Genomic DNA, 25,508 nt, shown 5'->3' on the forward strand with positions numbered 1-25,508 from the left:
CCGTGTCGACCATCGCCCGGCCGCCCCGCGGATGTCCAGCAGACCGGTAGCGATATATCCCTTATGTCCGGAAGTGGTCATTCTGTAGGGAGTGTAAACTCGATCTTTTTTTGGGGCGTCTTGCTGGACATATCCAGACTGTGCGCATATCCCTTTCATGCCGAGGGCGTAGTCGCTTTACGCACTCCGGCGGGTGTGCCGGCGGGGCCGGGGAGCGACAGTCTGGACATGCCGACTGTCACATTTATCGGACATGCGGGGGTGTCGGTGGACGCGGCCGCGTTCCATCTGCTCGCGGACCCGTGGTTCGCTCCGACCGGGGCCTTTCTCGGCGCCTGGCACCAGTACCCGAGAAACGATCACCTGGATCTCGCTCCGTTGCTCGACGCCGACTGGGTGGCGGTCTCGCACGAGCATCTCGACCATTTCGACCCGTGGGTCATCGAGCGACTTCCCGCGCGAACCCGGATCCTCATTCCGTGTTACCCCGGACCCGCCTTCCGGGAACGTATGGCGGCCGCCGCGGGCGGGCGCCAGGTCATCGAAATCCAGCCGTGGGAGAAATTCGCGCTGGACAATCGTGGCTCTTGGATCACCGTCATTCCCGAACTGTCGCCCATGTGCCACGACGCCGCTTTTCTGATCGTGGCGGACGGTCGCGGGATCCTGCACTGCAACGACGCCCGGCTCACCGCCGCGCAGGCCCGCCGGGCCAAGCACATGGCGGGCGGCCGGCTCGACCTGATGGCGCTGCAGACGTCCGGGGCGTCCTGGCACCCGATCTGCTACGAGTACTCCACCGCCGAGATGGCCGAGGTCTCGATGGCCAAGCGCGTCTCCAAGCTGCGCGCGACGCAGCGGCTCGTCCGGCAGACCGAGCCCGTGCTGGCGGCCCCGTTCGCCGGGCCGCCGTGCTTCCTGGACGCCGAGGTCGACCATCTCAACAGGGTGCTCGACCAGGCGGACGGCGCGTTCTGCGACCCGGAGGCGGCCACCGCCTGGCTGCGCGAGCATCTGCCGCGGCAGCGCTGGGAGTGCTTCAAGCCGGGCGACGCCGTCGACCTGGACACCGGGGAGATCGCCCGCGACCCGGTCTCGGCGGAGTTCTCCTTCGCCGACGCCGGCCGGGGCGACTACCTCAGGCGGTACGCCGCCGACCGGGCCGACGCCATCGCCGCCGTGCTGGCGGGCCACCCGGAGCCCGGCCCGGACCTGTTCGACCGGTTCACCGCCCACTTCGCGCACCTCGGCGGGCTCAGCGACTACTTCCTCCGGCGGATCGCGATGATCGTCCGGTTCGAGGTCACCGGTCCGAACGGCGGCGTCTGGGACGTCGACTTCTCACCGGACGGCCTCACGGTGGCGCAGGCGTCCCCGGACGTCCGCCCGCACTACCGGATCAGCACCGCGGCCCGCTGGCTGGACGGAGTGCTCACCGGCCGGATGGCATGGGAGGACCTGCTCATCTCGTTCCGGCTCAGCCTCTACCGCGACCCCGACGTCTACAACGACCACCTGGTCGGACTGCTCAAGCACGCGAACGCGCCGGCGCTGAACGCCGTCGAGGCGTACGAGACCGGACGGGACGAGAGCGAGCGCATCATCGTCGCGGACGCCGGCGCCCGCTACGACATTCCGCGCTACTGCCCGCACGCCGGGGAGGACCTGGCGGTCGGCGCGGTCGTCCGGGACGGGCAGATCCACTGCCTGGCCCACAACTTCGCCTTCGACCTCGCCACCGGCGAGTGCCTCAACGCCCGCGCCGCCAACCTCACCAGCCGACCGCTCTGACGGCGGCGCAGGCTGCACAGGATCACAAAGGCGTTACAAAGGGTGAGAAACAGGCGAATCCGGAACGGGTTTTAGATCATGGCGTGTTAAGTTTTTTGCCTGCTTGTCCGGGGGTTTAAAAGGGGTGCGCGGTTGAACCGCAGGAAGCTCGGCCTGATGGCCGTCGCGTTGATTCTGGCCGTCGGTGTGATGGAGGTCCTGGCCCTGAGGCTCGGGTCGCTGGAGTTCCAGGTCCCGTCGAAGTCGCGGCATCCGGCCGTGGCCGACCAGCCCGGCGGACGCTGACCTCTCAGCGCGCCGTGTTGCGGGCCCTCATGAGGCTCTGCAGGTCGGGGTGGGCGCCGCCGGAGGCGTCCGCGAGGGTGGGGCAGGCCCACTCCTCCTGGCGTCCCCAGGAGTAGGAGATCTCCAGCGGCGGCCGCGGCGCGAGCCGGTCCCAGCGCGCGAGGATTGCGCGGAACTGGGCCCGCGTCGGCATCCAGTACTGCTTGTCGCCCTTGGTGCAGCTCTGCCCGAACGTCTGCAGGACGGGCGCGACCTTGGCGCGCGGGATGCCGGCGGCGTCGGCCATCCGGACCATCCGGTCGATCGCCCCGATGTCGCAGTGCTCCCGGGTCTCCGGCGAACCCTTGCAGGGGTAGGGGTCCAGGCCGACCAGGTCGACGCCGACGCGCCGCGGCGTGAGCGCCCTCATCGGCCAGTCCGTCAGCGAGATGAACGAGACCTGCCCGGGTGCGTTCCGCTCGATGTGCCGGGCGCGGCGGCGGATCTCGCCGGCGACCTCCGGGCAGTCGCCGGTGTTCGGCTCGTCCGACAGGTACCAGCCGTACACCTTCGGGTCGCGCCCGAACCGCTGGACGGCCCGCTCGAACGCGTCCCAGCCGAGCTCGAAGTCGCCGCAGGTGAAGTTGCCGACCCAGAGCAGCGCCTGCATGCCGGCGGGGACCCCGGCGACGAGCGCCGGGTCCGCCTTGACGTCCACCAGGTCGTAGCCGAGCGCCCGGAGCCGCGGATAGTCGGACGGCCCGGTGTTCAAGGCGATCCGGCGGGTCTTCCCGGGCTCGGTGGCGGGCGTCCCCGGCGTGGCGGCCGGCCCCCGGTACGGCCGCTGGGCGGACGTCCGATCCTGCAGGAGGAGAAGGAATCCGGCCGCGAGCACGACCGCCGCGGCGGTCGCCGCGATCTTGAACCGGGCGTCCTGGACGTCCATCCCGCGTCACTCCCCGAAGGCGATGGTCAGGCGGCGGAGCCGGGCTCCTCGGCGGCGCGCACCGGCTGCTCCCGCGCCCCCTCGACGGTGGTCTGGTGGACGGCCCCGGCGGCGTCCACCCGGAGGGGCGGGATCGTGAAGCCGAGGATGTGCCGGACGGTGTCCCAGAGCGCGCCGAGCGTGGCCCGCATCGACGGGTCCCGCAGGTAGACGGCGTCGACCGCGACCCGCGCCGGGACGATCCGGTCGATGTAGCCGGCGAGGTCGACCTCCTCGCCGGGGCCGAGCACGTCGAAGTCGCGGAACCGGACCTCGGACACGCCCGTCAGGCCGGGCCGGTGGTCGAAGATCCAGCGGCACCGCCCGTCGTAGTGGACGGCGAGGTCGTAGGTCTCCGGGCGCGGCCCGACGAGGGTCATCTGGCCGCGCAGGACGTTCACCAGCTGGGGCAGCTCGTCCAGCGACCACCGGCGCAGGATCTTTCCGGTCCTCGTCAGGCGCGGGTCGCAGTTGGCGGTGACGGTGAGGCCGCCGACGCCCTGCCGCATCGTCCGGAACTTGTACATGGTGAACGGCCGCCCGCCCTGCCCGACCCGCGTCTGCCGGAACACGCCCGGCCCCGGGCTGGACAGCCGTACCAGCAGGTAGATGCCCAACAGCGGGACGCTGAGGAGCAGCAGCCCGGCGACCGCGCCTACGACGTCCAGCACACGGCGCGCGGTGGACGGGGGTACGCCGTCGGACGTGTCGACGGGACGGCTCGCGAACTCGGACATGATCACCCCTTGTCTTCGGGTGCGGGGGTCACGGGCACGGTCTTCCTGGCGCGCCGGAACCAGACCAGCAGCGCCGCCGTGGTGGCGACGAAGGAGACGGACGTGGCGACCGCGGCGCCGATCGCGCCGTGCGCGGGGATCAGGACCGCGCCGAGGACGACGACGACCGCGAGCCCGATGCCCTGCCCCGCGGACGCGGCGCCCGGCCGTCCGACCCCGTACAGGTAGGCCATGACGAGCCCGGTGACCCCGAACGTCACGACGCCGGCGAGCCGGATGTAGGTGGGCACGACCGCGTCGTCGAACACGTCGCCGAAGATCCAGGGCAGCGCGGTCCCGGCGATGAGGGCGAGCGGCAGCGCGGCCAGGGCCGACACGCCGAGCGCGGGCAGGATCAGGCGGGACGTCCGCCTGGTCGCGGTGTCCCGGTCGTCCTTGGCGAAGTCCGGATACAGGATGTAGTTGACCGCGAGCCCGGGAAGCTGCACGAGCTCGGCGAACTTGCTCGCGACCGTGTACACGCCGAGGACCTTCGGCCCGGCCAGCGCGCCGAGCAGCGCCATGTCGAACCGCAGTTGCAGGAGGTCGATGAGCTGGCCGAGGTAGCCGCGGAGCCCGTACCCGGCGATGGACCTGCCGAGCCGCCGGTCGGGACGTCCCCACCCGGCGAAGAAGCCGCGCCGCGCCAGCCGCCGCGCGATCCAGGCGGCGGCGGCGACGTCGGCGAGCACCAGACCGCTGATCAGCGCGCCGGGCCCGTACCAGCCGGTGAGGAGCATGAGGTAGATCGGCAGGAACACGAACTCCTCGACGGCGATGGCGAGGCTCGCGCCGGGCTGGTCGTCGGTCCCCTGCAGCAGGCCCTTGCCGACCGACACGAAGCCCTGCGTGAAGGACGGCGCGGCGGCGGCGACCGCGACCCAGAGTCCGAACGACTTGAAGAACACCAGGTAGACCAGCGGGCTGAGCGCCAGCCAGCCGACGGCGGAGATGGTCGCGCCGATCACGGTCAGCCACGCCAGCGTGGGCCGCACCCGGCTCTGGTCGTAGTCGCTCCGGGCGAGGAAGAACGGCGCGGCGCCCGGCAGCCCGGCGCTGGACAGCTGGCACAGCAGCCCCGGCAGGATCCGGACGAGCGTGAAGGCGCCGACGAGTTCGGGCCCGCCGATCCGCGCCACCAGGATCGTCGCCACGCCGAGCGAGGCGAGTGCGCCGACCCGCCCCGCCACGTTCCCCGCGACCAGTGCCAGCAGCCTGCGCCGCGCGCTCCTCGTCCTGCCTTCGGCCTCGGGCTCCGGTAGGCCGGCTCCGGAGGGCGGCGCGATGACCGCCGCGCCGTTCCGTTTCGCCAGGGGGCGCCGCACGGCCGATGGAACGGCGGACGCGGTCGCCTGCGGGCGGACGCGACGGCGGATGCGGGAGTCACCGCCGCGTCCGAAGAGTTCGAGCGCGGCGATCAGGCCGAAGATCGCCCAGCCGTGGCGGTAGTGCAGCGTCTCGTAGAAGAGGCCGGAGACGAGGAAGACGGCGACGAGCGCGCCGAACAGTTCGGGATGCGGGACGAGCCGCGCGTACTCGCCGGTCAGCGCGTTCCGGCGGGCGATCCGCACGCACTTCAGCAGGAGGACGAAGACCAGCACGACGAGCGCGACGCCCCCGAGGAAACCGCGCTCCAGGACAGCGGCGACGTAGTCGTTGTGCGCCTCCCGGACGTAGGTCTCCTGCCGCACCAGCATCTGCCGCTCGGTCTGGCCGGGCCCGATGCCCCACGGGTGCGTCTGGTCGCCGGTCATCTGGAGGGTGGTGGAGAGGACCGTGCCGCGCGAGTTCGTGCTCTCCCCGGTCGTCCGCCCGATGGAGTCGCGCAGGATCGGGGACGCCTGGCTCGCCTGGTCCAGGAACGGCTGGACGTCGACCTGGGTGACGACCGCGACGCCGGTCCCGCCCACGAACACGGCGAACAGGCCGACGGCGATCGCGTGGTGCGCCCTGCCCTCGCGGAACAGTCGGAACAGGTGGCCGAGCAGGACCCCGACGCAGAGCGCGAGCAGACCGCCGTTCGAGCCGGTGAGGAGCTCGGCCGCGAGCAGGATCCCGCAGACCGCCCACCGCTTCCCCCGGGCCTCCGGGTGACGGGTCGCGCGGGCGACGAAGAAGACGCAGATGAACCAGTTGGACGCGTAGTTCGCGTCGCCGAACGTGAACATCGCGCGCTCGCCGTCGATCTGCTTGCCGGACAGCGCCTCGATGCCGAGCACGAAGCCGACGATCATGACGGCGGCGTAGCACGTCCCGATCCGGACGAACGCGCGGAGCGCGACCCTCAGCAGCGCCGGGTCACGGCCGAGGTTGGCGATCCCCACCGCCCACAGCAGCACGAACATGTCCTTGATCAGGGTCAGCGCGCCGGCCTCGTTGACGACGGCGGCGATCCCGCCCGCGATGATCGTCATCAGGGTCGGGACGAGGAACGGCCACCGGACCGGGAGCCCGCGGGTGCCCGCCCACACCAGCGTCGTCGCGATGAGGCCGACCAGCGCGAGGTCGGGCGGCCCGGTGTTGCCGGGGCCCGGCGCGAGGCCGGCCGGCATCAGCATCGGCAGCGAGGCGATGCCCGCGACCAGCACGATGGCCGCCGGCCTCGGGCGGCGCCTCAGCGGCGGCGGCGCGGCGGGCGGGGCCTCGATCACCGTGGTCATGGGCGGCTGGAGTCGCCTCGGTAGGTCTCGTCCAGGACGGTCCCGAGGTACCCGGGCGAGAACCATGCGCCGACCCGGGCCCGGGCCCGCTCCGCCATCCGCGCGGCGGCGGACGGGTCGTTCAGCAGCGCCGACACAGCGGCGGCGAGCCCGTCCGGCTCCTCGGGCGGGACGAGCATGCCGGTCTCTCCGGCGAGCACGAGGTCCTGGTTGGACGGGACGGCCGTCGCGACCAGCGGGATCCCCGCCCCGATCGCCTCGACCAGCACGCAGGGGAGCCCCTCCCAGCGGCTCGCCATCGCCATGACGTCGAAGGCGGGCAGCACGTCGGCGACGTCGCCCCGGTGGCCGAGCCAGCGCATCCGCTCGCCGATGCCGAGCCTGGCGGTGAGCCTGTCCACCTCGTCCGCCATCGGGCCGCCGCCGACCCACAGGCCGAACACGTCGTCCGGCAGCCGGGCGATCGCCCTCGCGAAGATCTCCGGCCCCTTCTGGAACGTCAGCCGCCCGACCGACCCGACGACCTTCACGCCGAGCGGCAGGCCGAGGCGGCGGCGGGCCTGCGCGCGGGAGCCGGGCGCGGTCGCGTAGGCGTCCACGTCCACGGCCGGCCAGGACAGCCGGACCCGCTCCGGCGTGGTCAGCCCGAGCCGCAGCGCCGTCGTCACCGTCTCCGACCCGATCGCGAGGAACGCGTCGGTGCGCCTGGCCGCGATCCGTTCGAGGCCTATGTAGAGGTGTCGCCGCGCCCGCGACTGGAACTCGTTGAACGGGAATCCGTGCCAGGTGTGGACGATGCGGGGGACGCCCGCGCGGGCCGCCGCGATCCGTCCGAGCACGCCGCCCTTCGCGCTGTGGGTGTGGACGACGTCGTACCGTCCCTCCGCCAGGACCCGGGTCAGCGTCCGCAGCGCGGCGAGGTCGTCGCGCGGCGACACCTGCGGCACCAGCGGCCCCACCTGGACGATCTCCATTCCGGCCGCGTGGGCCTGCCGGGTGAGGTCACCGGCGGCGGCGTTGGCGACGGCCTCGTCCCCGCAGAGGACGCCGTTGCCGGTGGAGGAGGCCGTGCTGTCCATGCCGACGCCGCCGGTGACGATCGTGCGCTCGTAGCCGCCGTCCGGCAGCGCCAGCGCGCCGTTCAGCGCGACCTGGCCGGCGCCCCCGTTGAACCGGGTGATCACCGTGGCGACTCTGAGCTTGCGTGGGGTGCTCACGCGCACCTCGCAGACCGATGGGGACGGGGCCTCGCCCCGCGTCGTCGCGACAGGAGTCCTCGCACGGTCAGCTCCGGTTCCGCAGCGCCGCGGAGAGGGCGGCGACGACGCGTTCGACGCCGTCGGCCGACAGCCCCGGATAGAGCGGCAGCGACAGCAGCTCCTCGCCGACCCGGTCGGTCACCGGCACGCGCCCGCATTCTTCAGTGCCCAGGATCCGCTGGTAGGCCGTCATCTGGTTCGCCGGGATGAAGTGCACGGACGTCGCGACGCCCGCCGCCTCCAGCTCCGCGCTGATCGCGTCCCGGTCCGGCACCCGGACCTGGTAGAGGTGCCAGGCGTGCCCGATGCCGTCCAGGTTCCGCTGGGGCAGGACGAGGCCGGGCAGGGCCCCGAGCGCGGCGTCGTAGCGTGCCGCGATCTCGGCGCGGTCCCGCTGCCAGCCCGGCAGCGCCGCGAGCTGCGCCCGCCCGATCGCCGCCTGGACGTCGGTCATGTTGGCCTTCAGCCCGACCGTCTTCACGTCGTACCGCCAGCTGCCGCCGGGCAGGTACCGCTTCCACGAGTCCTTGCTCATCCCGTGCATCCGCATCGCGCGGACCCGGTCGGCGAACTCCCCGTCGCTGGACGCCACCGCGCCGCCCTCGCCGATCGGCATGTTCTTGGTGGCGTAGAAGGAGAAGCACGCCGCGAACGACTCCGACCCCACCGGTCTGCCGCCGCGTCCGGCACCGGGGCCGTGCGCCGCGTCCTCGACGACCTTCGTCCGGTCGAGGCCCGCCGCCGCGGCGAGCGCCGCGACGTCCACCGGGTAGCCGCCCTGGTTCTGAACGATCATCGCCGCGGGAACGGTGCGGCCGGCCGCCGCCCCGACCGTCCCGGGGCTCGGGACCAGCGTGTCCTCGTCGATGTCGACCAGCACGGGCCGGTGCCCCGCGTGCAGGATCGCGTTGATCGCACCGCAGAACGTCAGGCTCGGCGTCAGCACCGCCGAACCCGGGGGGAGGTCCAGTGCGCGCAGGCACAGCTCCAGCGCGGCCGTGCACGAGGAGACCGCGACGACGTGCGCGGCCCCCAGGTGGTCGGCGAACTCCTGCTCGAACGCGGCCGTCTGCGGCCCCGTCGTGATCCAGCCCGAGTCGAGCACCTTGACGACGGCGTCGGCCACCTCACCGGACACCGACGGAACCGTGAACGGAACGGACGAACTCATCTGGTCACCCCTTGATCTTCCGGGACGCGGCGACGACGCCGAGCAGCGGCCAGCCGGACGCGGCGACCAGGTCGCGGACGGTCTCCAGGCCCGCGGCCCTCGTCACCGGACCGACCACCACGACCACGCCGACCGCGTCGTCCGAACCCGGATCGATCTCCTCGAACGCGTGCACGTGGCAGAGCCGGTGCGCCGGGACCGCCTGACCGATCTCCGAAGGCGATATCTCGGACTTCTTCGTCATCACGGCGGTGCCGCCGCCGGCACGGGCCACCGCCGTGCCGCTCTTCCTTCCGCCGGACCCGCTGCTGTTGGGCGGCGGGCCGCCCTTGCCGTCGCCGTCGCCGTCCGGGTCGTCGTTTCCAGGGCGGGCCGTGACGACCTTCGTGCCGTCCCCGTACACGGCGGACGCGATCGAGGACACCACGCCGGGGGGCAGCGGGCCGGGCGCACCGACCACCGCGACCCGTCCGACCCCCTCCTTCTTCACGGCGAGCTGGACGCGCCGCCCGAGGTCCGCGAGCTGTTCGGGGCCCCGGTCGACCCAGCCGAGCAACGGCACCCCGAGCCGCCGCGCGACCCGCCGCTGCCCCGGGATCGTGGGACGCGCCGTCTCCGTCACCACCGCGATCAGGATCCCGCCGACCAGCCCGACCAGGCCCGCGATGGCCGCCGTCATCACGACCGGGTTCGTGCGGGGCGCCTGCACCGCCGGCTGCACCACCGACGCCGTCCCGGCCGACGACAGCTGCGTCTGCAGGTCCGACCGGTTGGACCTCAGGTCCGTGAGCTCCGCCTGCACCCGCTCGCGCTCGTTGGCGGCGCCGATGTCGGGGTTCGGCTGCGCGCCCGCCCGCCGCGACAGCGGGCCGAGACGCTTCTCCAGAGTCCGGACCCGCTTGTCGATGTCGTCCATCTGCTGCCGGATCGAGCCCTGGTTGGACTCGTTGATCTCCGTGACGACAGCGGCGCCGATCGCGTCGGCCAGCCGCCGCGCCACGTCCGGGTCGCGGTCCTTCACCGAGAGCTCCACCACGGTGGACGTCCCGAGCCCGGTCACCCCGATCGCCTTCGCCGTCTTCACCGTCGACCGGTCGAGGTGCTGCTGCCGCAGGACCCCGCCCAGGAGGTTCTCGCTGGTCGCGAACGCCTTCACCTGGCTGACCACGATGGACACGCCCGCGTCCCCGGGCGCCGCGTCGGTCGCCCTGCTGCTCGCCTGCAACCGCGTCCCGGCCGTGTACGGCGGCTCCCGCCCGCTCATGGCCAGGCCCACCAGCACCAGGGGGAGAACCGTCATGACCAGCAGGAGCGCCCAGTAGCTCCGGACCACCCGCGCTGCGACCTCGTCGATCTCCACGATCTTCCCTCCGGCTCCGTCATGGCGAGCGTAGGAAGCCGTTCCGCCGGAGGAATCACCCAAAAGACGACCCCGCTCTACGCCGTTTGCACCAGAGGGCGCTCCACGCTCAGTAGTCGTCCGAGGTGGGCCGCATGCCGGCGCGCATCGCGAGGGTGATCGCCTCAAGGGCGGAGTGCAGGTCGAGCTTGGCCAGCAGGTTCTGCGTGTGGGTGCGGACGGTGTTCGCCGACAGGCCCAGCCGCTCGGCGATCTCCGCGCGGCCGAGACCGTCCACCATGCACTGCAGGACCTCGCGCTCCCGCGGCGTCAGCTCGGCGATCCGCCCGCCGCCGCCGCCCTCCGTCAGCCTCCGCAGCACCTCGCCGAGCACGTCCGGGGGGATCCAGCCGCCCTGCCGCGCCGCGGACCGGATCACCCGGGCGACGAGGTCGGCGCTCTCGGTCTTCTCCACCCAGCCCACGGCACCGGTCCGGACCGCCCGCACCATCGCGTCCACGTCGCTCATCGCGGTCAGCATGACGACCCGGACGTGGGGGTACCGCTTGCGGACCCGCTCCAGGACGTCCAACCCGCTCTCGGTGTCCAGCGTCAGGTCGAGGACGAGCACCCGCGGGCGCTCGGCGGCGGTCAGCGCCAGTGCGCGCCGCACGTCGGCGGCGATCGGGAGGATCACCAGATCGGGTTCGCGCCCCAGCCGTGCCGCGAGGGCCTCGGCGAAGAGCGCGTGATCGTCCACGATGAGGACACGGATCGGTTCCATGGACCGACGATGACCGCTGCGCGGGCCCGGCGGATCCTGCAAACGCTGTACTTCGTTTCGGCCGTCCGATTGCCGGGGGCCCGATTCGCGGCCTCGCGGGACGACGGCTCCGGGGAAGGCTCGTGCGCGGACGCGGCCGGGCCCGGCCGGTTCACGCGCGTCCGGACCCGGTCAGCGCGAGCGCGAGACGTTGACCGCCCGCGGCGGCCTGCCCATCCTGTGGCTGGAACTTCAGGGGACGCACTGGCCTGCAGGGATGCCACATGAAAGTGCTGATCACAGGGGGAGCCGGCTTCATCGGCAGCACGATCGCCTCCGCCTTCGCCGAACGCGGGGACACCCCCGTGGTGCTCGACAGCCTCATCACCGGACAGCGGGACTTCACCGCCGGCAAGGTCTTCTACCAGGGCGACATCGGGGACGGGGACCTGGTCGACGAGATCTTCCGCGACCACCCCGACATCGCCCTGACCGTGCACTGCGCCGCGCTGATCGTGGTGCCCGACTCGATGACGGACCCGCTGCGCTACTACCGGGTCAACCTGTCCAAGACCCTCGATCTCGCCGGCCACCTGGTCCGCAACGGCTGTGATCGGATGATCTTCGCGTCCACCGCGGGGATGTACCGGCCCGAGGCCGACCTGTCGGTGACCGAGACGTCCGAGCTCGAACCGCAGAACCCCTACACCCGCTCGAAGATGATGGCGGAGCTGCTCCTGCAGGACTTCTGCAAGGCCTACGGGCTGCGCGTCATCTCGCTGCGGTACCTCAACCCGATCGGCGCCGACCCGCGGCTCCGCACCGGCCTGCAGAACAGCAAGCCCACCCACGCCCTCGGCAAGATGATCGAGTGCTACTCGCTGGGCGTCCCCTTCAAGATCACCGGGGTGGACTGGGAGACCCGCGACGGCACCGCGATCCGCGACTACATCCACGTCTGGGACATCGCGCGCGCCTTCCACGAGGCCGGCGCCCGCTTCGACTCGATCATCCCGCCGGCCGGCGACCACGCCCGCTATGAGGTGATCAACCTCGGCAGCGGCGACGGCACCACCGTCCGCGAGCTCGTCGCCGCCTTCCGCGAGGTCGTCGGCGACTCCTTCCTGGCCGAGGACGCCCCCGCCCGCCCGGGCGACGTCGTCGGCGCCTACGTGGACCCGGCCAAGGCATGGGAACTGCTCGCCTGGAAGCCCGAGTACACCATCGAGGACGCCATCCGCCACTCACTCCAGTGGGCCGACCGCCGCAGGAGATCGGACGTAGCCTGACCCACCGCCGCCGGTCCGTCCGGTCGCCCCACACCTTCCGCAGGGGCGACCGGACGGCCGTGCATCACCAGGCCCGCCGCCGAGTGTCAGTAGGTGGCGCGCGATGCGCGAGGCGTCGAGCGGCCGACTGGGCCCGCGCGGAGGCACCACATGCGGCACCCCCGACCGAACCGGCGCCGCCCCCGGTGCCCCTTCGACCTCCGCGGACGCGGCCCCGGGCGGCGCTCGCGCTGGGCGACATCCGGGCCAGGTGGTGGTGCGGGCGGGTGGTCAGCAGGTGGTGAGCATGTCGGTCAGGGCGCTCTTCTCAGCCGCGTCCGCGTTCAGGGCGTACCGCCACTTCACGTCGACCCAGCTTCTGGCGTAGGTGCAGTAGAAGGAGGTCAGGGGCGGCTTCCAGAGGGCAGGGTCCTTGTCGCCCTTGGACTGGTTGACGTTGTCGGTGACGGTCCACAGCTGGCTGCTCTCCAGATCGTTGGCGAACTGGCGGCGCCGGGCGGTCGTCCACTCGTTGGCCCCTGAACGCCAGGCCTGGGCAAGGGGGACCATGTGGTCGATGTCGAGATCCTGGCGATCGGTCCACACGCCCCCGTCGTAGGGGCTTTCCCACCGGCCGGAGGTGGCCCGGCAGGCGGCGTCGGTCACCACGTCCTGGCCGTCGCGCTTGAGGGCCGACTCGCGGGTGTCGCAGGTTCCCTCCACCGTGGCCCAGTGGGGGAACTGCCCACGGGAGTACCCCTCCATGGACCCCTCCGGCGCGGTTCTGAGCTCGGCGAGATGGGCGCGGGCGGTGGCCCCGTCCGGAGGGGGCGGCGGCAACAGCCGCACGGCCCGCTGCCGTGCCTGCCGGTCCGGGTGCGGGGTGTCCGCGGCGGCGGGCGCGACCAGGAGGCCGGCCGACGCGGAGGTGGCGATGAACGTGCAGATGGCGGTGGCCGGCCAGCGGCGCATGGATCTCTCCCCACGATCGATGACCACCGAAGATCGGTGATCACCTCAGCGTGACGATCTCCACGCCAACCGGCGGCGATGCCCGAGTGAAGATCATTCCCGCGACCGGGAAAGATCCGCCCACCCCGCCTCCGGACCCGTCGGCCCCGGCTGCGCCCCCGCCCGTGGCCTCGGCCGCACCGGAACGACGAGACCTGTTCGAGCCACCGGGTTCGCTCCGGTGGGGCTCGCTGTTCGCGTCACGGCCGGTGGGTCACCGGGTGCACGCGAGTTCGAACCGGGCGCCGATGCGATCCCAGATCGCGATGGACTCGCGGATCGCGGCGCGGTCACCGGTGAGCCGTCCCCTGGCCCGTGCCGCGCAAGCGGCCGCCCAGTCGTTCTCCCCGGCGATGCGCTCGGCCTGTTCGAGCCGCTTGTCGGCGTCGGAGAGACCGGCGAGCACCGCCAGCTCCGCGCCCGCGGCGTTCGCATAGGCCCGGTACCAGGGCTCTGTGAACTCCTCGAACGCGTTGTGCACCAGGTGGGCGGCGTCCGTCGTGCGTCCCGTGTGCACCGCGAGCCGGGCCTCGACGAAGGCCGTGCACGCGGCGAGGCTCGGCGACCGCCTCGGCTCGGTGACTCCGGCGAACTCCAGTGTCCGCGCCCGCCAGCGGCCACCGTCGCCGTCACCGCGCAGACCGGCCGCCAGCCCCAGCATCGCCACCGACGGTGAAAGCCAGGCCAGCAACGGGGCACCTGCCTCGCGCCACTCCGCGAACGCCGTCTCGCCGAGCTGGATCGCCTCGTCGAACCGGCCGGACAGCGTCAGCGGCGCCAGGAACTTGAGGCGGGACACGAACGGGTAGTCGCCGTTGACCGGGTCCTCCTCGGTGGCGCGCGCGGCGATCGCGAGCGCCCCGGGCAGGTCGCCGACCGCGAGCGCGCACATCGAGACGGAGTGGAACAGGTCGAACTTCTCGATGCCCTCGCCCGGCCGATGCCTTCCGAGCGTGGGCAGCAGATCCAGCCGTTCGCGCGCGATCCGGTACGCCTTGCGCAGCCTGCCCTGGCGCGCGGCCGCCACGTTGGCGCAGTCGAGGGCGCCCTGGATCAGGATCGGGTCGCCGGTCTCGTGCGCCGCCTGGATCGCCACGTCCGCCAGGTCCCGGTCGGGTTCGAGCCGATGCGCTCCGGCCTGCCAGGCTCGCGCGGCGGCCAGGAGCGCGGCGAGTTCGAGGTCGTCGTCGTCCCGGGTCCGGACGGCCCGCCGCAGCAGTTCCGCGCGGCGCGCCGCCGGAACGGGATGGCGGAAGTCGCCGGCGAACCGGTTCGCGAGGATCACCGCCAACGCCAGCATGACGGCTCGGTCACGCTCGTCGGCCGCGCGGTCGTGGCCGGCGAGCAACAGGTCGAACGCCTCGTCGCCGTCCGCGAGCGACTGCGCCGCCTCCGAAGCGCTGCGCAGGTCCCGAACCGCGGCGTCCGGCGTCGTCGCGCGCTCGGCCGCGGCGCGGTAGTGCGTGCGCGACTCGACGAACGAGCCGCGCGCGAACGTGAGGCGGGCGAGTGCCCGGCCCAGCCGGTGCGCGACGGGGTCCGGCGCCGGTTCGGTCCTGGCGAACGCGGCCCGCAGATCGTCCACGACCTCGTCGAAGCGCGCCGGCCAGTCGTTCTCATCGAGCCGGCCTTCCAGCTCCACCGCGATGCGGCCCGCCCACTCCAGATGCGCGTGCAGCACCTCCTCGCGCCCTTCGCTTTCGTTGAAGCGCTCCACGGCGAACGCCCGGACCGTCTCCAGCAGCCGCCAGCGGCTCCCCGGACCGGCCCCGAGTTGCTGTGTCACGAGGCTCTTCTCCACCAGCCGGCCGAGCAGATGCGCCACGGTGCTCGGCCGCTCACGGGGCGAGACCGCCACAGCCGCGTCGAGGCCGAAACCGGCCGCGAACACCGACAGCCGCCGGAACAACGCCCGTTCCGCCGGGTCGAGCAGGTCATGGCTCCAGCCGAGGACGTCCCGCAACGAGTGGTGCCGCGCTTCGCCCCCGCGCGCTCCGACGACCGCCTGCAGCTGGTCCTGGAGCGCGGTGAGCAGCCCGTCGATCCCGATGGCGGCGGCTCGCGCGGCCGCGAGCTCGATGGCGAGCGGCAGCCCGTCCAGCCGCGCACAGGCCGCGGTGACCAGCGCCGGCGCTGCCGTGAACGCGCGGTCGACACCGCGAGCACGGTCGTGGAACAGGGCCTCGGCATCGGACCCCAGAGGCAGCGGCGGGACCGCGTGCGCCTCCTCGCCGGCCACGCCGAGCCGTTCCCGGCTGGTCGTGAGGACGCGAAGCTGCCGGCCGGCCCGCAGCAGCGTCTCGACGAGCCCGCCGACGTCGTCGAGCACGTGCTCGCAGTTGTCCAGGACCAGCAGCATCGCCCGCCGCCGCACCCGGTCGGCGACGCTGTCGAGCAGTGGTCGCGGCGGGCGTTCGGTGACGCCGAGCACGCTCGCCACGGCCGGCACGACCTGGCCGGGGGGCACCGGCACGAGGTCGACGTACACCACGCCCGCGGGGAACCGGGTGGCCACGGCTCCCGCCGCGGTGAGGGCGAGCCGGGTCTTGCCCACTCCACCGGGACCGGTGAGGGTCACCAGCCGGCTGGTCGAAAGCGCCGCCCGCGCCGCCTCGATCTCGCCGACCCGGCCGACGAAGCTGGTCCTGGCCTCCGGCAGCGTCGCCTCATCGGGCGGCGGCTCCAGGTCCGCCGCCTGGCCCGCGAGCTCGGCCAGCTCGCGGCGATCGCATGCGCCGCTCTTGCGGAGCAGTGCCGACACGTGGCTCTCGACCGTGCGGACCGAGATGTGCAGCCGGTTCGCGATCTGCGCGTTGGTCTGATGCGCGCGGACGGCCGCCAGCACCTCGGCTTCCCGAGCGGAGATGTCGTCCCATGGCAGCGAGCCCATCCCACACATGATGTACGACCGGGCGCATCGGGGCCATCGGGGTCGTTCCGTGGTCGATCGGTGGTCAGCACGGATGTCGGCCTTCGCCGCCTTGGAGAGGCTCAGTGCATCAGAACCGCTCCACCAGGAGGCACGCCATGCGACGCATCATCAATTCCACCTACATCTCGGCCGACGGCGTCGTCGAGAAGCCGCACCTGTGGCCGTCGAGCGGGTCCGACGGCGGTGCCGGCGACGAGATCCAGACCGAACTGGCTCTGTCGTGCGACGCCCTGATCATGGGAAGGCGCACCTATGAGGGCTTCGCACCCGTGTGGCCGACCCGGTCCGGCGACCCGGTCAGCGACCACATCAACACCATGGACAAGTACGTCGTCTCGTCCACGCTGAAGGACCCGGAGTGGCACAACACGAAGGTCATCGACGATGACCCGATCGTGGCCATCGAGGCCCTGAAGGCGAAGCCCGGCAAGAACATCGTGCAGTACGGCGTCGGTCAGCTCACCCACGCGCTGCTGGGCCACGGGCTGCTGGACGAGCTCAGGCTGTGGGTGCACCCGCTGCTCGTGGGCAGCGGCGGCCCGCAGGACCTCCTGTACCGGGCCGGCCCTCTGACGCAGCTCAAGCTCGACGACGTGACCAAGCTCGACAACGGCATCGTGATCCTCTCCTACCACGTTCGGTGAAGCGGGGTAGGGCGCCCATCGCCGAGGCCCACCAGGGCCGTTCAGCACCGCTTGCGTGAGCGTCGGTGCCGGCGGGCCACTTCGGGCAGCGACAGGTCCACGTGCCGCTGGGCCGCGGCATGCTCGAACCGATGGCATCCGCCCGCGCCGCGGCAGAAGCGCACTGGGACGAACTCCTCGAAGCCCGCGAGTCGCACGACAAAGCCACCCGTCTCGCCCGCGCCGGACAACCCGCTGTCACCAGGAGCGACGACACGTAAGTGGTGGACGTCCGCCTCGCCTACTCCTCCAGATAGAGAAGTGCGGTGATGGCCTTCGTGCAGATGTCGCAGTGCATGGGAGCCTCCTCGGAGGCGAGGTCGCACTCGACGGTGGTAGCGCCAGTTGAACTGGAGGGAGAGCAGCGCGATGGGGAACGCGTGCTCGACCAAGCCTTGGGCCCAACGTTCGGAGACGTCGTCGATGTCAAGGCGAGACGCGCTCGTCGAGGCGCCGCCACATGCCGCTCTGGTCGTACTCCGTCAGTGTTTCAGCGAGGAGACGACGGGCGGCGGCGAGATTGTCGCAGCAAGGACCCCGATGGTTCCAAGTTGATTATCGGCAGCGGCGACTTCCGAATTCTTGTAGGCGTTCTGAAGAGCCTTTGAATGACGTCCTCAGACCAGGCTCTCCCACTGAGTACGTGCGGGGGGCGGGCTTCCAAAGTGGCCATGGCTGCCGGTTTGTGGCATACGACGCTGTGTGGGGCGTGCGCACGGCGTTAGTGTGGTCGCCCGGATCGGGAAGGTGTGGGTTTCGTGGGTGTCGCGCGTGCCAAGAACTGGGTGCCGAACAGGCCGGTGCAGGATTCCAGACTTGCATGGGAGGCAGGGGTGCCCGAGTTGCGCCGCCGGGCGAACCCCTGGTGGGCGGCGCCGTTGCGGATTCTCGGCGGGGCGGTTCCACTCGGGCCGAATCACCGGCACATTCCCGGCGGGTCCACCGGCCATGCCCGGGAGATCGGGCAGGAGGCGTCCAGCGGGCGGCTCAAGCGGTTCGCCGTTCCGGTCGATGTCGTGGCCGAACGGCTGAGTCCGGAAGAGCGGAAGCTCCTCCGGGCCGAAGGCGTGCTTCCCGACTGGTTCTTCGACGCCGTGGAAGAGGAGCGGCGCGCACGGAAGAGGCGGTGAGGCGAGCGGTCAGCGGGGGGTCAGGGCTACCGGGAACTCGGTCACGCCTCTGACGAAGGCGTTGCGGAGGATTCGTGGGCCTTCGTCGTCGGCCCACTGGGCGGTGTCCACGCGGGCTATGAACTCCTCGAAGAAGATCTGGAGTTCCAGGCGGGCGAGGGAGGCGCCCAGGCAGAAGTGGGGGCCGAGGCCGAAGGCGATGTGGTCGCCCGGACGGCGGGTCACGTCGAAGACGTCCGGGTCGTCGAAAACCGCCTCGTCGCGGTTGGCGGAGCCGTACATCAGCAGGATCTGGCCGCCCGCCGGGATCGTCACGCCGGCGATCTCGGCGTCGGTCGCGGCGACCCGGCACATGTTGAGGATCGGGGTCGTCCAGCGGACGAACTCCTCGACGGCGTCCGGGATCAGGGACGGGTCGTCGCGCAGCTTCCGCCACTGCTCCGGGTGCCGGATCAGGGCGTCCAGGGCCGTCGCTATGACCGTGCGGGTCGTCTCCGCGCCGCCGACCAGCAGGAGCAGCGCCTCGTGGGCCAGGTGCTCGTCGTCGTAGGCGGGCTGGTCCGGGCCCGCGTTCGACCAGACCGACAGCAGGTCGTCGGTCGGGCGGGCGCGGCGGTCCTCGGCCATCTCCAGCACCGCGAGTGCGTACTCCCCGGCGGCGATCGTCGCGTCGTCGGTGATGTAGCGGAGCCCGCCGCCCGCGTACACGGCCGTCGCCGACCAGTGGACGAGACGCGGCCACATGTCCTCGGGGAAGCCGAGCAGCCAGCCGATGACGCGGGCGGGCAGGGGCGCCGCCAGCGCCGGGACGGCGTCCACGGTGCCGGCCTCCAGGGCCGTGGTGATGCAGTCGACGGCGGTGGCCCGGATGCGGTCGGCGTAGCCGGAGACGCCGCGCGGGGTGAAGCGCTGGTAGACCATGCGGCGCCGGTGCGCGTGCTCGGGATCGTCCTGCCCGATCATCGACGGGTCGGACGGCAACTGCGGGCGGTACCCGCCCGCGTTCGTCCACACCTTGGGGTTCCGTTCCACGGCGAAGACGTCTGCGTGCCGCGCGACGCCCCACAGGTCGTTCTCCTCGTCGTGGTAGACGGGCGCCTCGGCGCGGAGCCTCGCGTAGACGGACCAGGGGTCGGTGGCGTACATCTCGCCGTCGAGAAGGTCGATGGCCATGGGCTCGCTCCTCGGGGCCGGAGAGGGAGACGCGAGTCCAGACTACCGTCTCACCCAAGCAAGCGGTAGGTCTATCGTGAATGGGGACGCGTCGCCGGTAAAGGGGCATACGCCCGGGATTTACGCATTCGGGGGCGATGTACGGAAGAATGGGAAACGTTCACGGCGAGGCGGGCCACGCGGAAGGGCAGGGCGATTTGAGCGGCGATGCGCGGTTCACCGTCACGCGGACGCTGAGCAAGGATCAGCAGGCGCGCCGCGAGCGCCTGATCGACTCGGCCCGCGAGCTTGCGCTGGAGGGCGGGTACCCGGCCGTCACCATGCACGACGTGGCCGACCGCGCCGGGGTCGCCCGCGCGACCGTCTACCGGTACTTCGCCACCAAGGACCACCTGCTCACCGAGGTGGCGGCGACCTGGGCGCACCATGTCACCGACGACATCGACGCACTCGCCGTCGGCGACACCCCGCAGGAGCGGCTCACCGCGCTGCTGGAGCGCATCGTCCACGTCGCGGCGGCGGAGCCGACCCTGACGTCGGCGATCATCCAGGCCGTGACCTCGGACGACTCCAGCGTCGACGACGCCCGCACCGTGCTGTTCCTGTTCCTGCGCGACCGGCTCTCGACGGCGATCGGCGACCCGGTGCCCGAGCGGGACGACGTCGAGATCGTCCTCGCGCACATCCTGCTCGCCGCGCTGATCAGCCTGGCGTCGCTGCGCCAGCCGGCGGAGGAGGTCGCCGCGATGGTCCGCACCGCCGGGCGCCTGGTGCTGGCCGGCGCGTTCGCCGCTCCCACCCCGGGCTGATTGGTCCACGTCGCCCGACAGGGATTGGATCTAGAGGGCGGACCATTCCGGCCCTAGCGTGCTCCCATGACGAACCCGCTGCTGTTCCTTCTGGCCGCCCTGACACTGGTCGCCATCCCGGGCCCGAACCACCTCTACATCACCGCACGCAGCGTCGGTGAGGGCCGTCGCGCCGGGATCGCGTCCGCGTTCGGTGTCGAGACCGGCACGCTCGTCCACATCGGCGCCGCCGCGGCCGGGCTGTCCGCGGTCGTCGCCGCGTCCGCGACCGCGTTCGGGTTTCTGCGCTACGCGGGCGCCGCATACCTCGTCTACCTCGCGTACCGAACGCTGCGCAGCCGCGACCACGCCGACGAGCCAGACCTCGAACCGCGGCCGCTTCGCCGCGTCTACCTGGACGGCGTGCTCGTCAACGTCCTCAACCCGAAGGTCGTGCTGTTCTTCCTCGCGTTCCTGCCCCAGTTCGTCGACCAGGACGCGGGCGCGGTGCCGCTGCAGATCGCGGTGATGGGGTTGGCGACCGCGCTGATCGGGCTGACCGGCGACATCGTGTACGCGGTCGCCGCCGGCTCGATCGGCGGGTGGCTGCGGGCACGCCCCTCGTTCCAGCGGCGGCAGCGGTACGCGACCGGGCTGATCTACCTCGCCCTCGGCGCCGCGGCCGTGTTCGCCGGCCCGAGTCCCCGCCGGGCGTGAAGTCGGCCGCGAGGCGGGATGCCCGCTTCGCCCGGCGCTCCCGCGGGGCGTGGTCTTGTCAGTTCGCTTACAAGGGGCGCAGCGCAATGCGTAACGCGTCGTGCAGCCCGCCCGGCCGGTCGTCGGTAGCTTCCAGAGCGGGAGGTGCAACGGTGACCACGAGCCTTGAGCAGCGCTCGCCGCTGAAACCCTGGGCCGGCGTCCCCCGCGAGCTGTCCACCGTGTTCCGGCCCCACCTGGACGCCCTCGCCGAGGAGATGATCGAGGAGATCCTCGCCGGGATCCCCGAGTACTCACGCCCGCAGGACGAGGAGTACGCGCGGCTCGTCCGGCTGGCCGTCGAGGGCGCGCTGCGCCAGTTCGTCGACCTCATCATGGACCCGGAGAGCTCCTGGGAGCCGGTCGCCGCCGTCTACCGGGAGATCGGCTGGGCGGAGGCGCGCGAGGGCCGCAACCTGGACATCCTGCAGACCTCGCTGCGGCTCGGCGCCCGCGTCGCCTGGCGCCGGCTCGCCGCCGAGTCCGAGCGGTACGACATCTCCCGCCGCACCCTCGCCGGCATCGCCGAGGCGATCTTCGCGTTCCTGGACGAGATCGCCCGCGCCGCCACCGAGGGCTACACCAAGGCCCGCGAGCAGGAGGCCGGCGAACTGGAGCACCGCCGCCGCCGGCTGCTCGACCTGCTGCTCGCCGAACCGCCCGCCGCCCCGCAGGCCGTCGCCGACCTGGCCCGCCTCGCCCAGTGGCGCGTCCCGCGCACGGTCGCCGCCGTCGTCCTCTACGAGCGGGGACGGCAGCCCTTCTCGCACCCGTCCCTCCCGCCCGACGTGCTCGCGGACGTCAACCGCCGCGAACCCTGCCTGCTCGTGCCCGACCCGGAGGGCCCGGGACGCGGCCGGATGCTGGAGTCGGCGCTGCGCGACTGGGTCGCCGCGCTCGGCCCGACCGTCCGCACCGAGGACGCGGCCAGGTCGCTGCGCTGGGCGCGGGAGGCGCTGCCGCTCGCGCGCCGCGGCATCCTGCCGTCCGACCGGCTGGTCCGCTGCGCCGAGCACATGCCGGCGCTCGTCGTCTTCAAGGACGAGGAGCTGGTCCGCGCCGTCGCCGAGCTGCGGCTCGCGCCGCTGAAGGAGGTCCGGCCCCGGCACCGCGAACGGCTCATGCGGACGCTGCTGGCCTGCCTGCAGAACGGGTTCAACGCCACCGAGGTCGCGAACCGGCTGCACGTCCACCCGCAGACCGTCCGGTACCGGCTGCACCAGCTGGAGGAACTCTTCGGCGAGCGGATGTACGAGCCGGAGCTGCGGCTGGAGCTGGAGATGGTGCTGACCGTCTGGCTCACCGCGCCCGCCGCCGCGGTCTCTCAATCAAGCGATTGACCGGGCGCGGTCCGAGCCCCTAGCTTGGGCAGATGAGCAGCAGCGATACCGGACGTGACCGGATCATCGAGGCCGCCACCCGGCTGTTCGCCGCGCTCGGCTACGACGGGACGTCCACCCGGATGATCGCCGAGGCCGCCGGGCTCAACGTCGCCACCGTGGCCTACCACGTCGGCGGCAAGCGCGACCTCTACCTCGTCGTCATGGAGCGCGCCCACCGGGCCGAGCGGCAGGTGCTGGAGAAGGCGCTCGCCGAGATCACCCCGGACGTGGAGGGCCTCCTCACCCTCGTCGACCGGTACGTCGAGTTCTGCATGGAGCGGCCCGAGATCCCCGCGCTGTGGATGCACCGGTGGCTCTCGGACGCCGCCGACGTCGCGCATCTGGAGGACGAGTACGTCCGGCCGCTGATGGAGATGGTCAGCGAGGCCGCCCGCAACGTCGTGGACGACCGGGTCGACCTCGACTACCTCGTGTGGACGGTCGTCTGGTGCACGCACGGGTTCGGCTCGGGCGGCATCCTCGACCAGGGCGGGAAGCGCCGGGGGGTGGACGACCCGCAGGCGGTCACCCGGTTCCGCGCCCACATGCGCCGGACGGTCGCCGCGGCGATCAGCCCGCCCGCCGGCAGCCCCGGATGACCACTGCGCTGCCCCGGCGGCGGCTCCTCGGCTACGGCGTCGGCTCGATCGGTACCGGCGTCTTCTCCTCGGTCCCCGGGCTGCTGCTCCTGTACTACCTCACCGACGTCCTCGGCGTGTCCGCCGCGATCGCCGGGGCCGTCCTCGTGGTCCCCAAGGCATGGGACGTGCTGCTCAACCCGATCGTCGGCGCCGCCAGCGACCGCGAGGCCGTCCGGACGGGCCGCCGCACCCGCTTCCTGATGCTGGGCGCGCTGACCCTGCCGGTCCTGTTCGCCGCGATGTTCGCCGTCCCGGCCGACTCCCCGGGGTTCGCGGCCGGCTGGGCCGGGATCATGTTCCTGCTGGCGGCCAGCGCGTTCGCGTGTTTCCAGGTGCCGTACGTGGCGCTGCCCGCGGAGATCTCCGGCGACCCGTCCGAGCGCGGGCGCGCGATGGCGTGGCGGGTCGTCTGCCTGACGGTCGGCATCCTCGTCGCGGGCGGTCTCGCGCCCGTCCTGACCGGTGCCGCCGGCGGCGGGCGCGCGGGATACGCCCTGATGGGCGGTGTGATCGGGCTCGTCATGGGCGCGGCCATGGTGGCGAGCACGCTGGCGACCCGCTGGATCCCCTCCCGTCCGGGGCCGCACCCGCTCGGGCTGGCCGCCGCGCTGCGCACCGCGCGCGGCAACCGCCCGTTCTTCCTGCTGCTCGGCGCGCACGTCGGGAACACCCTCGCCGTCGCGATCATGCTGGCGGGCGCGCCGTACATCGCGACGTACCGGCTGGACGACTACGGGCTCACCTCGGCGATGTTCGTCTGCATGGTCGCGCCGAGCGCGTTCGCGGTCCCGCTGTGGCGACGGCTGGCACGCCGGTACGGGGAGGTCGGCTGCTATGCGGCGGCGCTGGTGGTGTTCGCCGCGACCGGCGTCGCCGCCTACCCGCTCATCACCTCCACCGCCGGGGTCCTGGCCCTCAGCGCCCTGATCGGCGTCTGCTACGCGGCCGTGCAGCTGCTCCCGCTGTCGCTGATGCCCGAGACCGTCCACGCCGACGCCGGGCGGACGGGGCACGCGCAGTCCGGCGCCTTCACCGGACTGTGGACGGCCGCGGAGACGGGCGCGCTCGCCCTCGGCCCCGGCGTCTTCGCGCTGATCCTGGCCCTCTCGTCTTTCCAGTCCTCCGACCTGGACACCCCCGTCGTCCAGGAGGAGTCGGCCCTCACCGGGCTGACCGTCGGGTTCACGCTCGTCCCGGCCGCTCTGTTGCTGCTCAGCGTCCCCCTCCTGCTGGCCTATCGCCGGCGGGCCGCCGTCCACCGCCCGATCGAGGGAACACCGGAACATGCCGTCTGACCGCCTTCCCGAAGCCGGCCGCCCCGGCGCCGACCTGCTCGCCGAACTCGCCCGGCTGCGCGACGCCGACCTGCCCGTGCGCGGCGGCCAGGTCACCGCCTACGTCTACGACACCGGGCGGGACGCGGTGCACGACCTCGCCGCCACCGCCTACCAGGAGATGCTGGAGGTCAACTGCCTGGACCCGACGGCGTTCCCGAGCATCGTCGCGCTCGAACGCCGGATCGTCGGGTGCGTCGCGGACAAGCTCGGCGGCGGTACCGGCATCTTCACCAGCGGCGGCACCGAGTCGATCATGCTGGCGGTGAAGGCGGCGCGGGACGCCCGGCCGGTCGAGGGCACGCCCCAGATCGTCCTGCCGGCGACCGCGCACCCCGCGTTCCACAAGGCCGCGCACTACCTCGGCCTCGAAGTCGTGCACGTTCCCGTCGACGACGCGTTCCGCGCCGACCCGGCCGCGACCGCCGCCGCGCTCACGCCCCGCACGGTGCTGGTCGTCGCCTCGGCGCCGTCCTACCCGCAGGGCGTCATGGACCCGGTCCCGGAGATCGCCTCCATCGCCGCGTCAGCCGGGGTGCCGTGCCACGTGGACGCCTGCGTCGGCGGCTGGGTGCTGCCCTGGCTGCGCGACGCCGGACGGGACGTCCCGCCGTTCGACCTGTCCGTGCCCGGCGTCACGTCCCTCTCCTGCGACCTGCACAAGTACGGCTACTCGCCCAAGGGGGCATCGGTCGTGCTGTTCGCGGACGAGTCGCTCCGCCGCCGCGCCTACTTCGCGTCCGCGGAATGGCCCGGGTACACCGTCATCAACGCGGGCGTGCAGAGCAGCAAGAGCGCCGGGCCGCTGGGTGCGGCGTGGGCGACGCTCATGGCGGTCGGCGCCCGGGGCTACCGCGACCTCGCCGAGTCCGCGATGACGGCGGCCGAGCGGCTGGTCGCGGGCGTCGCGGAGATCCCGGGCCTGCGGGTCCTCGGCGAGCCCGCCGCCCCGCTCGTCGCCGTCGCCTCGACCGACCCGGCGCTGGACGTGTTCGTCGTCGCCGACGAGGCCCGCGCCCGGGGCTGGTTCTTCCAGCCGCAGCTGTCCTACCAGGGCATCCCGCCGAACCTGCATTTCACGCTCACCGGCGTCAGTGACGTCGACGCGCTCCTGGCCGCGCTCGCCGACGCGGTGAAGGCCGCCCGCGAGGCCGGGCCGCCGGACGTCCCGTCCGGCCTGGTGGACGCGCTCGCCGGCCTGGACCTCGACAGCCTCGACGACGCAGGGTTCGCGGGGCTGCTCGCATCGGTCGGCGTCGACCTCGCCGGCGGCGCGGAGCCCGAGATGGCCATGGTCAACGCCATCCTGGACGCCCTGCCGCCCGCCACCCGCGAGGCCCTGCTGATCCGCTTCCTGTCGGCCCTGTACGCCTAGCGGTGTCCCCCCGCCGTCCCCGCGCGC

General features: G+C 72.5%; 21 protein-coding genes. 11 read left to right on the plus strand and 10 right to left on the minus strand.

Annotated elements, in window-relative coordinates; all coding sequences use genetic code 11:
- Nucleotides 1–228 precede the first annotated feature (228 nt).
- Complete coding sequence (locus AB0H37_RS11040; RefSeq protein ID WP_360612266.1) at nucleotides 229–1,791, plus strand: Rieske 2Fe-2S domain-containing protein; 1,563 nt, start codon at nucleotides 229–231, stop codon at nucleotides 1,789–1,791.
- A 132-nt stretch (nucleotides 1,792–1,923) separates the two neighbouring features.
- Nucleotides 1,924–2,076: a hypothetical protein gene (locus AB0H37_RS11045; RefSeq protein ID WP_329086008.1), complete on the plus strand. Its 153-nt coding sequence runs from the start codon at nucleotides 1,924–1,926 to the stop codon at nucleotides 2,074–2,076.
- Between the two features lie 4 nt (nucleotides 2,077–2,080).
- Here the strand turns inward: AB0H37_RS11045 and AB0H37_RS11050 are convergent, their stop codons facing one another.
- The 7 genes from AB0H37_RS11050 to AB0H37_RS11080 form a co-directional block, all read right to left on the minus strand.
- The gene (locus tag AB0H37_RS11050; protein WP_329086011.1) at nucleotides 2,081–3,001 is read right to left on the minus strand and encodes a hypothetical protein; all 921 of its coding nucleotides are present in this window, start codon (nucleotides 2,999–3,001) and stop codon (nucleotides 2,081–2,083) included.
- A 26-nt stretch (nucleotides 3,002–3,027) separates the two neighbouring features.
- Nucleotides 3,028–3,777, minus strand: a complete 750-nt coding sequence (locus tag AB0H37_RS11055) for a sugar transferase (protein ID WP_329086012.1) — start codon at nucleotides 3,775–3,777, stop codon at nucleotides 3,028–3,030.
- A 2-nt stretch (nucleotides 3,778–3,779) separates the two neighbouring features.
- The gene (locus tag AB0H37_RS11060; RefSeq protein WP_360612267.1) at nucleotides 3,780–6,476 is read right to left on the minus strand and encodes an O-antigen ligase family protein; all 2,697 of its coding nucleotides are present in this window, start codon (nucleotides 6,474–6,476) and stop codon (nucleotides 3,780–3,782) included.
- Nucleotides 6,473–7,693 carry a glycosyltransferase gene (locus AB0H37_RS11065; protein WP_360612268.1) on the minus strand — a complete coding sequence of 407 codons (1,221 nt, stop codon included), beginning with the start codon at nucleotides 7,691–7,693 and terminating at the stop codon, nucleotides 6,473–6,475. Before AB0H37_RS11065 ends, AB0H37_RS11060 begins: the two co-directional genes overlap by 4 nt.
- A 67-nt stretch (nucleotides 7,694–7,760) precedes the next feature.
- A complete protein-coding gene (locus AB0H37_RS11070; protein WP_360612269.1) occupies nucleotides 7,761–8,906 on the minus strand; it encodes a DegT/DnrJ/EryC1/StrS aminotransferase family protein in 1,146 nt (381 codons plus the stop codon).
- Nucleotides 8,907–8,910: 4 nt separating this feature from the next.
- Complete coding sequence (locus AB0H37_RS11075; protein WP_360612270.1) at nucleotides 8,911–10,266, minus strand: hypothetical protein; 1,356 nt, start codon at nucleotides 10,264–10,266, stop codon at nucleotides 8,911–8,913.
- 109 nt (nucleotides 10,267–10,375) lie between these two features.
- Nucleotides 10,376–11,029, minus strand: coding sequence for a response regulator transcription factor (locus tag AB0H37_RS11080; protein ID WP_360612271.1), 654 nt, complete (start codon nucleotides 11,027–11,029; stop codon nucleotides 10,376–10,378).
- Nucleotides 11,030–11,292: 263 nt separating this feature from the next.
- On the opposite strand from AB0H37_RS11080, the gene galE reads away from it, so the two are divergent.
- Complete coding sequence (gene galE / locus AB0H37_RS11085) at nucleotides 11,293–12,297, plus strand: UDP-glucose 4-epimerase GalE (protein ID WP_329086023.1); 1,005 nt, start codon at nucleotides 11,293–11,295, stop codon at nucleotides 12,295–12,297.
- 270 nt (nucleotides 12,298–12,567) lie between these two features.
- Here galE and AB0H37_RS11090 read toward each other — a convergent pair whose 3' ends face one another.
- On the minus strand, nucleotides 12,568–13,248 hold the full coding sequence (locus tag AB0H37_RS11090) for a DUF1524 domain-containing protein (protein ID WP_329086025.1): 681 nt from the start codon (nucleotides 13,246–13,248) through the stop codon (nucleotides 12,568–12,570).
- Nucleotides 13,249–13,501: 253 nt separating this feature from the next.
- On the minus strand, nucleotides 13,502–16,177 hold the full coding sequence (locus AB0H37_RS11095) for a LuxR C-terminal-related transcriptional regulator (RefSeq protein WP_360612272.1): 2,676 nt from the start codon (nucleotides 16,175–16,177) through the stop codon (nucleotides 13,502–13,504).
- A 137-nt stretch (nucleotides 16,178–16,314) separates the two neighbouring features.
- Between AB0H37_RS11095 and AB0H37_RS11100 the strand changes: the two genes are divergently transcribed.
- Both AB0H37_RS11100 and AB0H37_RS11105 read left to right on the plus strand, forming a co-directional pair.
- The gene (locus tag AB0H37_RS11100) at nucleotides 16,315–16,863 is read left to right on the plus strand and encodes a dihydrofolate reductase family protein (protein ID WP_329086029.1); all 549 of its coding nucleotides are present in this window, start codon (nucleotides 16,315–16,317) and stop codon (nucleotides 16,861–16,863) included.
- A gap of 797 nt (nucleotides 16,864–17,660) precedes the next feature.
- Nucleotides 17,661–18,032: a hypothetical protein gene (locus AB0H37_RS11105; protein WP_360612273.1), complete on the plus strand. Its 372-nt coding sequence runs from the start codon at nucleotides 17,661–17,663 to the stop codon at nucleotides 18,030–18,032.
- A 9-nt stretch (nucleotides 18,033–18,041) separates the two neighbouring features.
- Here the strand turns inward: AB0H37_RS11105 and AB0H37_RS11110 are convergent, their stop codons facing one another.
- Entirely contained in the window at nucleotides 18,042–19,205 is a 1,164-nt protein-coding gene (locus AB0H37_RS11110) for a cytochrome P450 (protein WP_360612274.1), read from the minus strand.
- A 149-nt stretch (nucleotides 19,206–19,354) separates the two neighbouring features.
- Here AB0H37_RS11110 and AB0H37_RS11115 point away from each other — a divergent pair, with 149 nt between their 5' ends.
- The 6 genes from AB0H37_RS11115 to AB0H37_RS11140 all read left to right on the plus strand — a co-directional run bounded on the left by AB0H37_RS11115 (nucleotide 19,355) and on the right by AB0H37_RS11140 (nucleotide 25,481).
- Nucleotides 19,355–20,014 (plus strand): TetR/AcrR family transcriptional regulator, encoded by a 660-nt coding sequence (locus AB0H37_RS11115; protein WP_360612275.1) that lies wholly within the window; start codon nucleotides 19,355–19,357, stop codon nucleotides 20,012–20,014.
- A gap of 66 nt (nucleotides 20,015–20,080) precedes the next feature.
- Entirely contained in the window at nucleotides 20,081–20,710 is a 630-nt protein-coding gene (locus tag AB0H37_RS11120; RefSeq protein ID WP_329086041.1) for a LysE family translocator, read from the plus strand.
- A 152-nt stretch (nucleotides 20,711–20,862) separates the two neighbouring features.
- A complete protein-coding gene (locus tag AB0H37_RS11125; protein ID WP_229809987.1) occupies nucleotides 20,863–22,089 on the plus strand; it encodes a PucR family transcriptional regulator in 1,227 nt (408 codons plus the stop codon).
- Nucleotides 22,090–22,121: 32 nt separating this feature from the next.
- The gene (locus AB0H37_RS11130) at nucleotides 22,122–22,730 is read left to right on the plus strand and encodes a TetR/AcrR family transcriptional regulator (RefSeq protein ID WP_329086044.1); all 609 of its coding nucleotides are present in this window, start codon (nucleotides 22,122–22,124) and stop codon (nucleotides 22,728–22,730) included.
- A complete protein-coding gene (locus AB0H37_RS11135) occupies nucleotides 22,727–24,067 on the plus strand; it encodes an MFS transporter (protein WP_360612276.1) in 1,341 nt (446 codons plus the stop codon). The genes AB0H37_RS11130 and AB0H37_RS11135 overlap by 4 nt, the downstream gene beginning before the upstream one ends.
- A complete protein-coding gene (locus AB0H37_RS11140; RefSeq protein ID WP_360612277.1) occupies nucleotides 24,057–25,481 on the plus strand; it encodes an aspartate aminotransferase family protein in 1,425 nt (474 codons plus the stop codon). The genes AB0H37_RS11135 and AB0H37_RS11140 overlap by 11 nt, the downstream gene beginning before the upstream one ends.
- Nucleotides 25,482–25,508 lie beyond the last annotated feature (27 nt).

Source organism: Actinomadura sp. NPDC023710 (assembly GCF_040639875.1).
GTDB lineage: Bacteria > Actinomycetota > Actinomycetes > Streptosporangiales > Streptosporangiaceae > Spirillospora > Spirillospora citrea.